Below are 12,329 nucleotides of genomic sequence, written 5' to 3'. Positions count from 1 at the left end.
CGTAAAGGTCGTAACGTTATTATGTATATGAGGTGATCAATCATGGGATCGAATACGACGAGGCCGGCATACGGTCTGTACATTAACGGCCGGCAGGTCTCGACGAAGCAGACGATGGATGTGCTTGACAAGTATACGCTTCAGCCGGCATACACCGTGGCGGTGGCGGAAAAAGAACATGTGCACGAAGCCATCGCCGCCGCGCGCGACGCGTTCAAGCAGCCTCTCTCCCCTTACGAGCGCTTCAGCATCTTGGCCAAAGCGTCCGCTCTGCTTAAGGAGCGTCGCCAGGAGTTTGCCGACACGCTCGCGGCGGAAGTCGGCAAGCCGCTGCGCGATTGCTTCGGCGAAGTGGACCGCGCGGCGATGACGCTGTTGATCTCGGCAGAGGAAGCGCGGCGCATTCACGGCCAGGGCGTCCCCGTCGAGGCCGCGCCGGGCTCCGAGAATCGGATGGCCTTCTCGATCCGCGTTCCCGTCGGCGTCATCGCCGCGATTACGCCGTTCAATGCGCCGCTCAATCTGGTGTGCCACAAGGTCGGTCCGGCGCTTGCGGCAGGCAACAGCGTCGTGCTGAAGCCGTCGGAGCTGACACCGGTAGTCGCCTTGAAGCTGGCGGAGCTGTTCGCCGATGCCGGCCTGCCGGCAGGCCGGCTGAACGTGGTGACCGGAGACGGGCCAGCCATCGGCGCCTGCCTCGTCGAAAGCCCACTGGTGAACATGTTCTCCTTCACGGGAAGCGTGCGCGTCGGGCTGTGGCTGAAGCAGCAGGCCGGACTCCGCAAAGTATCGCTGGAGCTTGGCAACAACTCGGCGAATATCGTGCATTTCGATTGCGATCTCGATCACGCGGTGGAGATGGTGGCCAATAAAGGCTTCAATACCGCCGGTCAGGTTTGCATTTCGGTGCAAAGGGTGTATGTGCACGAGTCGGTCAAAGAGGAATTCGTCAGCAAGCTGAAAGCGCGGACGGAGGCGTTCGTCGTCGGCGATCCGCGGGATGACAGGACGGATATCGGCCCGATGATCGCGGTGAAAGAAGCGGAGCGCGTAGAGAGCTGGGTGCGGGAAGCGATAGAGCAGGGCGCCGTGCTCGTTACGGGCGGCAAGCGCGAAGGCGCGCTGTACTACCCGACCATTTTGACCGAGGTCAAGCCGGACATGAAGGTATGCCGCCAAGAAATTTTCGGACCGGTCGTGGCGGTTGACACGTATTCGCAGATCGACGAAGTGATTGCGAAGGTGAACGACTCCGACTACGGCCTGCAGGCGGGGTTGTTCACCAGAGACCTGAATTTTGCGATGAAGGCGGCCAAGGAGATCGAGGTCGGCGGGCTGATCGTCAACGACGCTTCCGCTTATCGCGTCGATCACATGCCGTATGGCGGCGTCAAGAACAGCGGTACGGGCAAGGAAGGCCCGGCTTATGCCATCGAAGAGATGACGGAAGAGAAGCTGATCGTGCTGAATCTGTAATGCGTGGCGCTTACTGGCCGGACAAGGGGATACGCTTATGCAAGCTTTGCTGAAAACGAACGGATTCATCGAGCGGTGGATCTTTCTTATCATGCCGGCGATGATGATCGGCGGCATGGGGATGAGCGTCCCCTTATCCCGCTGGGTGGGATGGACGCCGCTGCTGTTCATGCTGCTCACGTTTTTGTCTGCGTTGAATGCCGATTATCGCAAGCTCTCGCAGCTCGGCCGGAGGCCCGTGCTGTTGATCGCTTTCTTCGCGCTCATTCATCTTGCGATTCCGTGGATTTCATCGCTATATGCGACGCTCCTGTTTCGCTCGCAGCCGGATTTGGCGGCAGGCATGACGCTCGCTTCCCTGCTTCCGCTCGGCGTCACCTCGATCTTCTGGGTGTCCTACAACAAAGGCAATCTTGAAACGGCATTGTCGCTCGTCACATTGAATACGCTGCTGAGTCCGCTCATTGTGCCGCTCACGATCTCGCTCATTCTCGGCTCGCAGGTGAAGCTGGATACGGCAAGCCTGTTTTTCAGCTTGCTCAAGCTTGTGCTCATACCGACCGTGCTTGGCATGCTGGTCAAAGAATGGATCGCCAGGCTGGGCAAGGCGGAGCGGGTGTGGAGCTGGGGCAGGCCCGGCGCTTCAGTGCTCGGCAAACTGTGCCTCTGCCTGATTGTATTGCTGAACGCCGCCTCGATCGCCGGCCAGCTGGACGCCGTCTCCGGACATGCCGCGCGACTGATCACCTCGGTGCTGGGCATGATGGCGCTCGGCTACGCGTTAAGCTATGCGGTGGCGCGCCTCTTTACGGCGGATCGCAAGACGCATATCGCGCTGGCCTATGCCGGCGGCGTTCGCAATTATACCGTCGGCGTCGTGCTCGCCTCCGCCTTCTTCACGCCGGCGACGGGCCTGCCGGTACTCGTGGCGATGCTGCTCCAGCACCCGCTGGCGCTTCTGGTTCACTGCGCGTTCCGCAGACGTTCGCGGCCCCAGGCAACGAATGCTGCGAGCTGATTCGGCGGCAAGTCCGCAGGCGAGCTCGTTCGCTTGCGCAGGCTGCAATCGTTCTTCGTTATAACGGCAGGGAAACCGTAAATTCGGTTCCCTCGCCCAGCCTGCTGCTGACTTCGATCGAGCCGCGGTGCATCTCCGTAATTTTGTGCGCAATGGACAGTCCGAGGCCGCTGCCGCCTGCAGAACGGGTGCGCGATTTGTCCGCTTTGTAGAAACGCTCGAAAATGCGCGGCAAATCCGCTTCGGCAATGCCTGCTCCCGTGTCGGCGATGCGCACGACCGCGCATGCTCCTTGACGCATCGCGGACACGCTGATTGTTCCGCCCGCTGCTGTGAATTTGATGGCGTTATGGATAAGGTTCGTCCATACCTGACCGAGCAGCATTTCGTCTGCCGCGATCGTGATCTCTTCCATCTCCACATTCATTTCGATGCTTTTGCTTGCCCATTGCGGCTCGCAGGCAAGGATGACCGCTGCAAGCTGTTTGTCCAGGCGATAGGGCGCCGGTTGAAACGGATGCCGCTCCGAATCCAGAACCGCCAGCTTGAGCAGATTGTCGGCAAGCTTGGACAGCCGCAAGCATTCCTCCTCGATAATCGTTAAATACCGCTGCCGCAGCTGAGGCTCGAGCTGCTCGTTTTTGAGCGCCCTGGCGAAGCCGCTGATCGAGGTGAGCGGCGTGCCGATTTCGTGCGACACGTTTGAGATAAACTCCTGCCGCAGCTCCTCCATCTCCTTCAAATTGGCCGCCATATCGTTGATGCTGGCAACCAGCTGGTGCAGCGGATGCCTGTTGCGCTGCTTCCCGCTTCGGTCGCCGAATTGAGGCTCGAGATTGACGTGAAAATCGCCCCGCGAAATTCGCCGGATCGCTTCAAGCAGCTCCGTCCAAAAACGATGCTCCCTGGATCGGATGAAACGCCCCAATATCGCCATCGCGAAACCGAACAGGAGAAAGCCGAGCAGCGCGTTGATGATGAGAGCAAGCAAATCGTGGGGCTCCCGGCCGATTCGCGAATATGCCGCAGCCGTCAAGTAGAACGACGCCGTCCAGCTGAGGAGCAGCCCGGCCAGGACGAGCAGGACGTTCAGCGTAAAATGGGCGAAAGGCGGGAGCCGCTTCATTCCAGCACCTCCAGGCGGTAGCCCAAGCCCCGGATGGTCCGAATGCGAAAGGCATGACGCTCCTCCGGAAAGCGGTCCCGCAGCCTTTTGATATGCACGTCGACGGTTCTTTCGTCGCCGTCGTAATCGTATCCCCAAATCTGCTCGATCAGGTGATCGCGCGTAAAGGTTTTGCCAGGGTAGCTGGCCAGCTTGAACAGCAGCTCGAATTCCTTAAGCGGAAGCGTAATCTCCTGATCGCCGGCCTGGCATTGGAAGGTGTCGCGGCGCAGAGTCACGCTGCCGATCTGCACCGTCTGCGAAGTCATGATCCGGTAACGCTTGAGCAACGCTTTGACCCGCGCGACAAGCACCATCGGATCGAACGGCTTGACCAGGTAGTCGTCCGTCCCCAGCTCGAAGCCTTTGACAATTTGCGAAGGCTCGCCTTTGGCCGTAAGCATGAGCAGCGGCAGATCCGTCTGCTCGCGCAGCTGTCGGCACAATTCCCAGCCGTCCATGCCAGGCATCATAATATCGAGGATGACGAGATCGACTTTAGCTTCGTCAAGCGCGCGCAGCGCCTCCAGCCCGTCGGCAGCTTCGAGCGCGACAAAGCCCTCCAGCCGCAAAAAATGACCTACCAATTCGCGGATATGCGGATCGTCGTCGACGACGAGGATGCGCGTCATTCCGGTTCCTCCAATCGGGTTGCCGTCAAGCCATCAGGCCGGGGCAAAGTTGTTTGGCTGGCGCCTTGCTTTACGCTCTGCGCATATAAGCTTTGACGGTAAGCGGCGCAAACAGAGCGACAATAACAGCGGCGCCAATCAAGGAATAGGCAAAGTCCATGCCGATCGTCCCCGCATTAGCCAGCTCGCGCACGGCGTTGACCAGATGCGAGACCGGATTGACGCTGGCGAACCAGCGGAGCCAATCGGGCATCGTCTCGACCGGCACGAATGCATTGGAGACGAAGGTGAGCGGGAACAGAACAATCATCGATATACCGTGCACGCTCGAAGCGGTGCGCGCAATGACGCCGAAAAAAGCGAAAATCCAGCTGATCGCCCAGGAGCATACAATGACGAGCAGCGCGGCCATCGCGACATGCCCAGGTCCGCCGCCAGGCCGGTAACCCATCATATACCCCATGGCGAAGGTCAGCACAGTGGCAATTGTATACCGGATCGTGTCCGCCAGCAAGTCTCCCGCCAAAGGGGAGATGCGCGCAATCGGCAGCGATTTGAACCGGTCAAACACCCCCTTGTCCATATCTTCCCGCAGCTGCACGCCTGTGACGATCGAGCTGGTGACGAGCGTCTGAACCAGGATGCCCGGGATAATGACCGGCAAATAATCGAGCACATTCCCCGAAATAGCCCCGCCAAAAATATAGGTAAACATAAGGGTGAAAATGACCGGCTGAATCGTCACGTCGAATAACTGCTCGGGCGTGCGCCGAAGTTTCAGCAAGCCGCGGTAAGCCATGGTAAGCGAGTTAGCCAGCAAGAAGTTTTTAACCGTCACGCACACAAAAAAGCAGCAGGGCAAATTGCTCCTGCTGCCTGAGCTGCGGCCGCTTAAGGGCTCGCCGACGCTGACGCCGACGCGGCGGGCAAAGTGATGCTGACGCGCGTTCCTTTGCCGCTTTGACTGTCGATCTCCAGCCGTCCCCGGTGCAGCTCGATGATTTTGAGGGCGACCATATATCCGAGTCCGGTTCCCTTGTCCTTCGTAGTATAGAACGGTTCGCCGATCCGGCACAGCACCTCGTCGGGAATGCCTGCGCCCTGATCGAGAATGTCGGCTTGCAGGCTTCCGTCGTCGCTGCGGGACAGCGATATTTCGACCGTCCCGCCGTCAGGCATCGCTTCAATCGCGTTGGCGATAATGTGGACGAACACCTGCTTGAGCTGGCCGGCGACGCAGAGCACGTTCGGGACGTCGGGCTGGATGCGCGAAACGATGCTGACGTTGCTGCATACGGCCTGCGGCCCGAGCAGCGCGAGCGCCTGGCGCATGATGTCCGCCGGCTCCGCTTCCTCGAACTGCACCGCCTGCGGTTTGCCGAGCACGAGCAACTCTGCGGCGAGCATTTCGATGCGAGACAGCTCTTCCTGCATAATATCGAAGTAATACTTGTCGCATGGGGGAGCCTTCGCTTCGAGCAGCTGCAAAAATCCTTTCAGGGACGTCAGCGGATTGCGCAGCTCGTGAGCGATGGCCGCTGCCAGCTGCCCGACGATCGCCAGCAGTTCGCGCCTGTGCAGCGAAGAAGCGTCCGGCTCGGCCGGCTTCCCGCTGCCAAACCGGCCGGCCGGCTCGCGCTCGGCTGCCGCTTCCCGGCGCAACCCGGAGGCGTCTTGGCACAGGACGGTCATGCCGCTGAATGAAGGGTACAGCCGAATATGCAGCCACCGCTGCCGCGGCCTGAAAAAATCGGTAAAATCGCAAGCTTGCTGAGCAAGGATCGATTGCTGAGCCATTTCGTAGAAACGGGTGCCGACAGCCTCGGGGATGCATTCCCACAGATTGCGGCCGGACAGCTCCTCTTTCGGCTTGCCGAGAAGCCCGGCGCCTTCGTCGTTGATATAGGTAACCGTCCAATGCGGGTCCAGCGCAAAGACAGGGTCGGTAATACGTTTCAATACACTCAAAATGTCGGCGGGGTAAAGATTCGGACGGTTGCTCATCGTCTATCCCTGCTCTCTGTACATTGAGTTATAAGCCTTTATTTCAAGAATGGCGATAACGTATGAAATTCGTCTTCCTTCGTCACAGGCCGTCCGAACCAACGGTGCGGAAGGCAGGCGACATTATTTCAAATGTTTGATTCCATTATATCATTATTTGGTTCTGAATTAAGAAAAATTTCTTCAAAATTGCAAGAATTTTTGTCTAAAAAAGTCGAAATGTGGAAGGGGGCGTTCGATTTTTTCTGGAGATTTGTATGGAACCCCTTATTAAAATAAACGACAAAAAAACTTGAAAAAACGATAGGACTTTCGATCGCTTTTTCAAGTTTTTCATTGAGTTTTTCAATGAAATATAAGAATTTATCAATATTCGGGCCATAGGGCTATCCGGACTCGGTGAAGCGAATCTGTCCTGGAGCATCACGGACATGGGGCGCGCGTCGCTTGCGGCAAGTACGATAAGCAGCTGGGGCTGGAGTGGAATCAAGGAAGTCGCGGCATTGTCGGGGATGGGAGAACGGAAGAATGACTTGCAGCTATTGGTCTGCAAAGGAGGCCGAGGAAGAAGGCTTAGGGCCGCTGGAATGCGAAGGAGGCCGAGGAAGAATGTCATGCCCTGCGGTTCGTGTCGTAAATGTTGTATTTTGTACAACAAAAACGGGGGAAACACCGCACTTGCCGCTCATTGTTGTAGAAAGTGCAACATTTCGGGCGTTATTCCCCGGGTTTGCAGCCAATCACGCCTAAATTGTTGCACAAAATACAACATTACCCTTCCGATTGCGCAAGGAATGCCAAAAATGTTGTATTTTTTGCAGGATTCGCCGCCTCCTGTGCTTGGGTGTGTCCGGGGAGGAGCAGCGCTAACGCGAAGGGGAGCCGCCGGCTGCGACACGATTTTCGATGCTAGAGCTTCACCATCGGCGAGTTCACCATTCGGCTTGCGCGTCCATCAACGGCAAAGGTTACGATTGTTTTAACGTTACAGAAAGTTTAACTTCGCTAAAGCATTAAGAGAAGTGCGACTTTCTGTACCAAGAAAAACTACCTCTAAATCGCGGTCGCCCCTCCTTGAAAGGACGTCGATAGATGTTTTTCTTATAGCGCGGCCGGCTTTCCGCCGATCCATACGCCGTTAAGATGAAGCTCCTCGTCCAGCAGCAGCACGTCGGCCCGCATGCCCGCCTTCAGGCTGCCGGTTTCGTGGGCGGCGCCGATGACTCGCGCCGGATTGGCGCTGGCCATGCGGCTTGCTTCGGCTACGCCGATCCCGGCGTGCCTGACGGCGAAGCGGAAGGCGTCGATCATCGTCAGCGTGCTGCCGGCGAGGCTGCCGCCGTCCTTCAGGCGGGCCACTCCGTCCTGCACCGCAACGTCCAGACCGCCGAGCCGGTAATCGCCGTCGCCGAGGCCGGCCGCGGACATGGCGTCGGTGATGAGCACGAGCCGGTCGGGCCCTTTGGCCCGCGCGAGCAGCCGGATGCAGGCCGGGTGGACGTGATGGCCGTCGGCGATCACCTCGGCCGTGATCCGGTCGTCGGTCAGCACGGCGCCGACGGTGCCCGGCTCGCGGTGATGGACGGGACGCATCGCGTTGAATGTATGGACGGCGTGGCGCAAGCCGCAATCGGCAGCTTCGCTGAGCTGGCCGTAAGAAGCGTCCGTATGGCCGCAGGCCGCCACAATGCCGGCTTCGTTCAGCTTGCGGATGTAGGCCAGGGCGCCTTCCGCTTCGGGAGCGAGCGTCTGCATCCTGATCAGGCCGGGGAAGCGGGCCAGCCAATCGTCCAGCCAGGTCGGGTCGGGCCTGGCGATATGGGCCGGATTTTGCGCGCCGGGATATTTGGCGCTGATGAACGGCCCTTCCAGGTGAACGCCGAGCAGCCGCGCATATTCCGTCTCCGCCTGAGCGTATGCCTTCACCCGCGACAAAACCTTATCCAGCGCGTCCTTCGGCGCCGTCACGGTCGTCGCCAGCATCGCGGTCGTCCCATGGCGCGCATGAAACCGCGTGATCGCATCCAGGCCTTCCTTGTCGGCATCCATGAAATCGTGGCCGAAGCCCCCGTGCACGTGAATATCGATAAACCCCGGAAGCACCCAGCCGCCGCGGCCGTCGATGCGCATATCGGCTTTCTCGCCAGCAAGTTCTTCCGAAGCGCCCGGCATCGAGCCGAGCGCTTCAATGCGTCCTCCCGCCAGCTTGATCCAGCCGTCTTCGATGACGCCCCCGGGGGCGGCCAAGCGGACGCGGGTAATTAGCACCGTCGGGATGCTCATCGAAATCGCCTCCCCGCTTCAGCATCCATCAGCACCGTCAAGTTCGGATGCGTCTGCAGCAGCGACGCCGGACAATCTGTGGTGATCGGGCCCGTCAGCGCGCGGTGGACGATATCCGCTTTGTCTTCTCCTTTCACGACAAGCACGATCGTCCTGGCTTTCAGGATCGTCGCGACGCCCATCGTCAAGGCGTGCGTCGGCACCGCTTCAAGGCGATCGAAAAATCTCGCGTTCGCCAGCCGCGTCTCCTCCCGCAGCGCGACGACATGGGTGCCGCTGATCAGCGCATGATCCGGCTCGTTGAAGCCGATATGCCCGTTATGGCCGATGCCGAGCAGCTGCAGATCGATCTGGCCTGCCCGCTGCAGCAGGGCGTCGTAGCGGCGGCATTCCTCCTGCGGGTCGGGGGACATCCCGTCCGGAATGTGAGTACGCTCCGGGGCGAGATCCACTTGGCTGAACAAGTGCTCGTTCATATAATAGCGGTAGCTTTGGGGATGCGTGCCGGGAAGTCCGACATATTCGTCCAGATTGAAGGTCGTCGCTTCCTTGAAGCGGACAAGTCCGCGCTTATGCGCCTTTACGAGCTCTTCATAGATGCCGACAGGGGTTCCGCCTGTCGCAAGGCCGAGGACGGCGGACGGTTTCGTTTGCAGCAGGCCGCCGATAATGCCCGCTCCGGCCTCATGCAGCTGGTCCGGCGAGTCGAAGATTTGCAGGTTCAAAGCCAATCCCTCCTGATGTTAGTTAAGTATACTTGCGAACCATCTGGAAGGAGCGTTCCAGACGCGGGACATATTCCTCGAACTGATCGCTGATCAAGGCGACGAACAAAATATCGACCAGAAACAGCTGCGTGATGCGGGAGGCCATGTCCCCGCGGCGCATTCCTTCCTCCAGCGGCGAGGTGAATAAAGCGATGTCGGCCAGATCGGCCAGCAGGTTGGAGCCGAATTTGGTTAGCGATATCGTCACCGCTCCGCTTTCCCTGGCGCAGCGCAGCGCGGAGATCGTCTCGGCCGTCCGTCCCGAGTACGAGATGCAGATCGCTGCGTCGTCCGCTGTCAGGTTGGAGGCCGAGGTCAGCATCATATGATGGTCCGTGAAGGCATGGGCGCTTCGGCCGATTCGCACCAGCTTCTGATGAAAGTCCTGGGCGACCAGCCCTGAGGTCGCCATGCCGTAGACGCCGATCTGGCGGGCCGAACGCAGCGCAAGAACCGCCCGTTCCAGCGCTTTCCGGTCGATCAGCCGCGCCGTATCGCCGATCGCGCGGAGATGGTTCGACTCGACGGCGGCGATAATATCGGTTAACGGCCTGCCGGCGACGATATCCTGATAAGCGGGAGCGGCGGCTTCCCCGGCCAGCTCTGCCGACAGCTTCACCTTAAACTCCGCGTACCCCGAAAAATGAAGCTGCTTGCAAAACCGGGAAATCGTCGCCGTGCTCGCCCCGGAGCGCTCCGCCAGCTCGGTGATTCCCATATGAACGATTTCCCGCGCATGCTCCAGAATGAAATCGGCCAGCTCTTTTTCCTTTCGGTTCATACTGCTCGTCTTTTCGTGAATTGCGTTAGTTATGGCGGACAACGGAATCACCTGAATGATTAAAATAATTTTAAATAAAACGTATAGTAACAAGAAAATTATTTACATCCATCATACACGGAAACGCCGACCTGCGCAACAATATCCGTGCGGCCGGATAACTTGGAGCGGCGGCGGTTACGCTAACGTTAGGAGGATGATGAGCATGGCAAGAAGAAGAAGCCCCGGACGGCTGGTCGTGCCCCAGGCCGCTCAAGGCATAGAGCGGTTCAAGGCGGAGGTGATGAAGCGGGAGGGCTACGCCGCCGATCCGAATCGGCCGGATCTGGTCAAATACGAGGTGGCGAAATCGCTCGGCATTCCGCTTCGGCCCGGCTATAACGGCGCTTTGTCTACCGAGCAGGCAGGCAAGGTCGGCGGTCAAATCGGCGGCTCCATGGTTCGCGAGATGATCCGCCTGGCGCAGCAGCAGCTGTCGAAACGGTCCCCTTAAAGAAGAAGCTTCACGGGCCCGCCGGGAACGTGGACAGGAATGACGCTCGGGCATGTCAATTTTCAGAAGCTCCACGCGCCCGCCGGGAACGTGGAGCTTCTTGCAGCTTGTCGGTCACGGCCGATCAGGATTGCACAAGCCCTTCGTTGTTCGCTCTCGCATCGTATTCTTCGGCATACTCGGCCAGCGCTTTGATTTTACCGTGCGGCTGCTGCGTCTGCTTGCGAATTTTCCATGCGTTTTCTCGGCGGCGTTTCGAAGTGCTCATCGCTTCATGTCTCCCTCCTGATAATGGTGGCTGAGGCCTGCGCCGTGACGGCAGGCTGCCGTATTAGCATGGGGGAATGAAGGGCGGTTTATTCCCGGCAGGCCCAAAAGAACCGCCTGGCGCAAGTTGTGCAAAATTATTCATGATTAAACCTTGCCTAGCCTGTCCGCCGCAATGTATGATGAACGGTAGAGTTTATTTTTGCGATCAGGCGTTCAAAGGGGGATGGGCATGACCTACGACAGCATTTATTGGCTGATCATGGGCATCGGCTTCGTTCTGACAGGGGTCGTCGGAATCGGGGTCATGCTGAAAACGCGCAGGCTGGGGGCGTCCTTCATTGCCGGCTCGGCTGTCAATACGCTCGTATTTGCCGCTGCAGGCATCTGGTGGGCGCAAGTGTTCTCTTCGCCGGAGGACAGCTTTTCGCTGATGTTCGGGCTGTTCGGCTTCGGCATCGCTTTCGTGAACAACGAGGTGTTGCTGTTTTTCGCGCAGCTGATTATGCGCAATCGAATGTAACATAACTGTAATCTGTTTTTCATCCGGCATTAATCAAAAGGGGATATACTAATCATCGACCCCCTTTTTAATATATATATCCCTTGACGGCCTGCAGTCCGAGTGATTGCAGGTTTCTTTTTGCCGCTGGGCGGGAAGTAGAGCAAAAGCCCCGCCTTAAGCGGAGCTTTTTGTCGGTAACGTTAGAACGTGCGGGCGACGCGGGCGGCTTCCTGCAGGCCTTCCTGGATGATCGCTTCGGCGCGGTCCGGGAACTGATTGTGCCCTTCGACGACGACTGTCTCGATGTTGGTCACGCCGATGAAGCCCATGATCGTTTGCACGTATTTGAGCGACATTTCCAAGGAAGCCATCGGCCCTTCGGAATAGATGCCGCCGCGCGCATTCAGCAGAGCGACCTTCTTGTTGCCGGCAAGTCCTTCCGGACCGTTGGCCGTATAGCGGAACGTGATCCCGGCTTGCAGAATGTAGTGCAGGTAAGTGATCAGCTGAGCGGGCACCGTAAAGTTCCAGAGCGGGAAGGCGAAGACGACTTTGTCGGCAGCCATGAACTGGTCGAGCACGCGCTTTACCGTCTCTGCGCCGCTGCGCTCTTCCGGCGTAAGCTCCAGGTCTTTGCCCAGCTTGAACATGCCGGTGATCATGTCGTTATCGTAATACGGAAGCGGGTTGGCAAACAGATCGAGCTCCGTAATTTGGTCCTGCGGATGCGTTTCTTTGTACGCTTGCAGGAAAGCGTCGTATAGCTTGACGCTGACCGCCTGGGAAGCAGGCCGGCCGTTCGCTTTAATAAACAGGACATTGCTCATTTGAGTATCCCTCCGAATAATTATTACATGAATGTGACTCACATTTATGTATAATACAATATTAACTTATAAAAGTAAAGTAACTTATTTTAATCTTCATCATCGCGTTGA

Annotated in this window: 13 protein-coding genes; 4 read left to right on the top strand and 9 right to left on the bottom strand. The window is 58.3% G+C overall.

Annotated features, from left to right (window positions below; translation table 11 throughout):
* Window positions 1-42 precede the first annotated feature (42 nt).
* Window positions 43-1,476: an aldehyde dehydrogenase family protein gene (locus F591_RS0114870; protein ID WP_019535415.1), complete on the top strand. Its 1,434-nt coding sequence runs from the start codon at window positions 43-45 to the stop codon at window positions 1,474-1,476.
* A gap of 37 nt (window positions 1,477-1,513) precedes the next feature.
* A complete protein-coding gene (locus F591_RS0114865) occupies window positions 1,514-2,494 on the top strand; it encodes a bile acid:sodium symporter family protein (RefSeq protein WP_019535414.1) in 981 nt (326 codons plus the stop codon).
* 58 nt (window positions 2,495-2,552) lie between these two features.
* On the opposite strand, the gene F591_RS0114860 is transcribed toward F591_RS0114865, so the two are convergent.
* The 7 genes from F591_RS0114860 to F591_RS0114830 form a co-directional block, all read right to left on the bottom strand.
* Window positions 2,553-3,620: a sensor histidine kinase gene (locus tag F591_RS0114860; protein ID WP_019535413.1), complete on the bottom strand. Its 1,068-nt coding sequence runs from the start codon at window positions 3,618-3,620 to the stop codon at window positions 2,553-2,555.
* On the bottom strand, window positions 3,617-4,291 hold the full coding sequence (locus F591_RS0114855; RefSeq protein WP_019535412.1) for a response regulator transcription factor: 675 nt from the start codon (window positions 4,289-4,291) through the stop codon (window positions 3,617-3,619). The genes F591_RS0114860 and F591_RS0114855 overlap by 4 nt, the downstream gene beginning before the upstream one ends.
* Before the next feature lie 70 nt (window positions 4,292-4,361).
* Entirely contained in the window at window positions 4,362-5,090 is a 729-nt protein-coding gene (locus F591_RS0114850; protein ID WP_083935496.1) for an ABC transporter permease, read from the bottom strand.
* Window positions 5,091-5,182: 92 nt separating this feature from the next.
* Window positions 5,183-6,295: an ATP-binding protein gene (locus tag F591_RS29625; RefSeq protein WP_019535410.1), complete on the bottom strand. Its 1,113-nt coding sequence runs from the start codon at window positions 6,293-6,295 to the stop codon at window positions 5,183-5,185.
* Between the two features lie 1,101 nt (window positions 6,296-7,396).
* On the bottom strand, window positions 7,397-8,578 hold the full coding sequence (nagA, locus tag F591_RS0114840; protein WP_019535409.1) for an N-acetylglucosamine-6-phosphate deacetylase: 1,182 nt from the start codon (window positions 8,576-8,578) through the stop codon (window positions 7,397-7,399).
* Window positions 8,575-9,303 carry a glucosamine-6-phosphate deaminase gene (gene nagB, locus F591_RS0114835; protein ID WP_019535408.1) on the bottom strand — a complete coding sequence of 243 codons (729 nt, stop codon included), beginning with the start codon at window positions 9,301-9,303 and terminating at the stop codon, window positions 8,575-8,577. The genes nagA and nagB overlap by 4 nt, the downstream gene beginning before the upstream one ends.
* A 22-nt stretch (window positions 9,304-9,325) precedes the next feature.
* Window positions 9,326-10,168: a MurR/RpiR family transcriptional regulator gene (locus tag F591_RS0114830; protein ID WP_026326634.1), complete on the bottom strand. Its 843-nt coding sequence runs from the start codon at window positions 10,166-10,168 to the stop codon at window positions 9,326-9,328.
* A 163-nt stretch (window positions 10,169-10,331) separates the two neighbouring features.
* On the opposite strand from F591_RS0114830, the gene F591_RS0114825 reads away from it, so the two are divergent.
* Complete coding sequence (locus tag F591_RS0114825) at window positions 10,332-10,619, top strand: alpha/beta-type small acid-soluble spore protein (RefSeq protein WP_019535406.1); 288 nt, start codon at window positions 10,332-10,334, stop codon at window positions 10,617-10,619.
* Window positions 10,620-10,743: 124 nt separating this feature from the next.
* Here F591_RS0114825 and F591_RS32030 read toward each other — a convergent pair whose 3' ends face one another.
* Entirely contained in the window at window positions 10,744-10,887 is a 144-nt protein-coding gene (locus tag F591_RS32030; RefSeq protein ID WP_019535405.1) for a DUF6254 family protein, read from the bottom strand.
* Between the two features lie 231 nt (window positions 10,888-11,118).
* On the opposite strand from F591_RS32030, the gene F591_RS0114815 reads away from it, so the two are divergent.
* Window positions 11,119-11,409 (top strand): hypothetical protein, encoded by a 291-nt coding sequence (locus F591_RS0114815; RefSeq protein ID WP_019535404.1) that lies wholly within the window; start codon window positions 11,119-11,121, stop codon window positions 11,407-11,409.
* A 182-nt stretch (window positions 11,410-11,591) separates the two neighbouring features.
* Here the strand turns inward: F591_RS0114815 and F591_RS0114810 are convergent, their stop codons facing one another.
* Complete coding sequence (locus F591_RS0114810; protein WP_019535403.1) at window positions 11,592-12,218, bottom strand: FMN-dependent NADH-azoreductase; 627 nt, start codon at window positions 12,216-12,218, stop codon at window positions 11,592-11,594.
* Window positions 12,219-12,329 lie beyond the last annotated feature (111 nt).

The organism is Paenibacillus ginsengihumi DSM 21568 (assembly GCF_000380965.1).
GTDB lineage: Bacteria > Bacillota > Bacilli > Paenibacillales > NBRC-103111 > Paenibacillus_G > Paenibacillus_G ginsengihumi.
This window is presented reverse-complemented; position numbering and strand designations above follow the sequence as displayed.

Excerpts from the sequence above, each read along its gene's own strand:
- F591_RS0114870 (WP_019535415.1), top strand. The coding sequence starts at position 43 with ATGGGATCGAATACGACGAGGCCGGCATACGGTCTGTACATTAACGGC.
- F591_RS0114865 (WP_019535414.1), top strand. The coding sequence starts at position 1,514 with ATGCAAGCTTTGCTGAAAACGAACGGATTCATCGAGCGGTGGATCTTT.
- F591_RS0114860 (WP_019535413.1), bottom strand. The coding sequence starts at position 3,620 with ATGAAGCGGCTCCCGCCTTTCGCCCATTTTACGCTGAACGTCCTGCTC.
- F591_RS0114855 (WP_019535412.1), bottom strand. The coding sequence starts at position 4,291 with ATGACGCGCATCCTCGTCGTCGACGACGATCCGCATATCCGCGAATTG.
- F591_RS0114850 (WP_083935496.1), bottom strand. The coding sequence starts at position 5,090 with ATGGCTTACCGCGGCTTGCTGAAACTTCGGCGCACGCCCGAGCAGTTA.
- F591_RS29625 (WP_019535410.1), bottom strand. The coding sequence starts at position 6,295 with ATGAGCAACCGTCCGAATCTTTACCCCGCCGACATTTTGAGTGTATTG.
- nagA (WP_019535409.1), bottom strand. The coding sequence starts at position 8,578 with ATGAGCATCCCGACGGTGCTAATTACCCGCGTCCGCTTGGCCGCCCCC.
- F591_RS0114825 (WP_019535406.1), top strand. The coding sequence starts at position 10,332 with ATGGCAAGAAGAAGAAGCCCCGGACGGCTGGTCGTGCCCCAGGCCGCT.
- F591_RS32030 (WP_019535405.1), bottom strand. The coding sequence starts at position 10,887 with ATGAGCACTTCGAAACGCCGCCGAGAAAACGCATGGAAAATTCGCAAG.
- F591_RS0114815 (WP_019535404.1), top strand. The coding sequence starts at position 11,119 with ATGACCTACGACAGCATTTATTGGCTGATCATGGGCATCGGCTTCGTT.
- F591_RS0114810 (WP_019535403.1), bottom strand. The coding sequence starts at position 12,218 with ATGAGCAATGTCCTGTTTATTAAAGCGAACGGCCGGCCTGCTTCCCAG.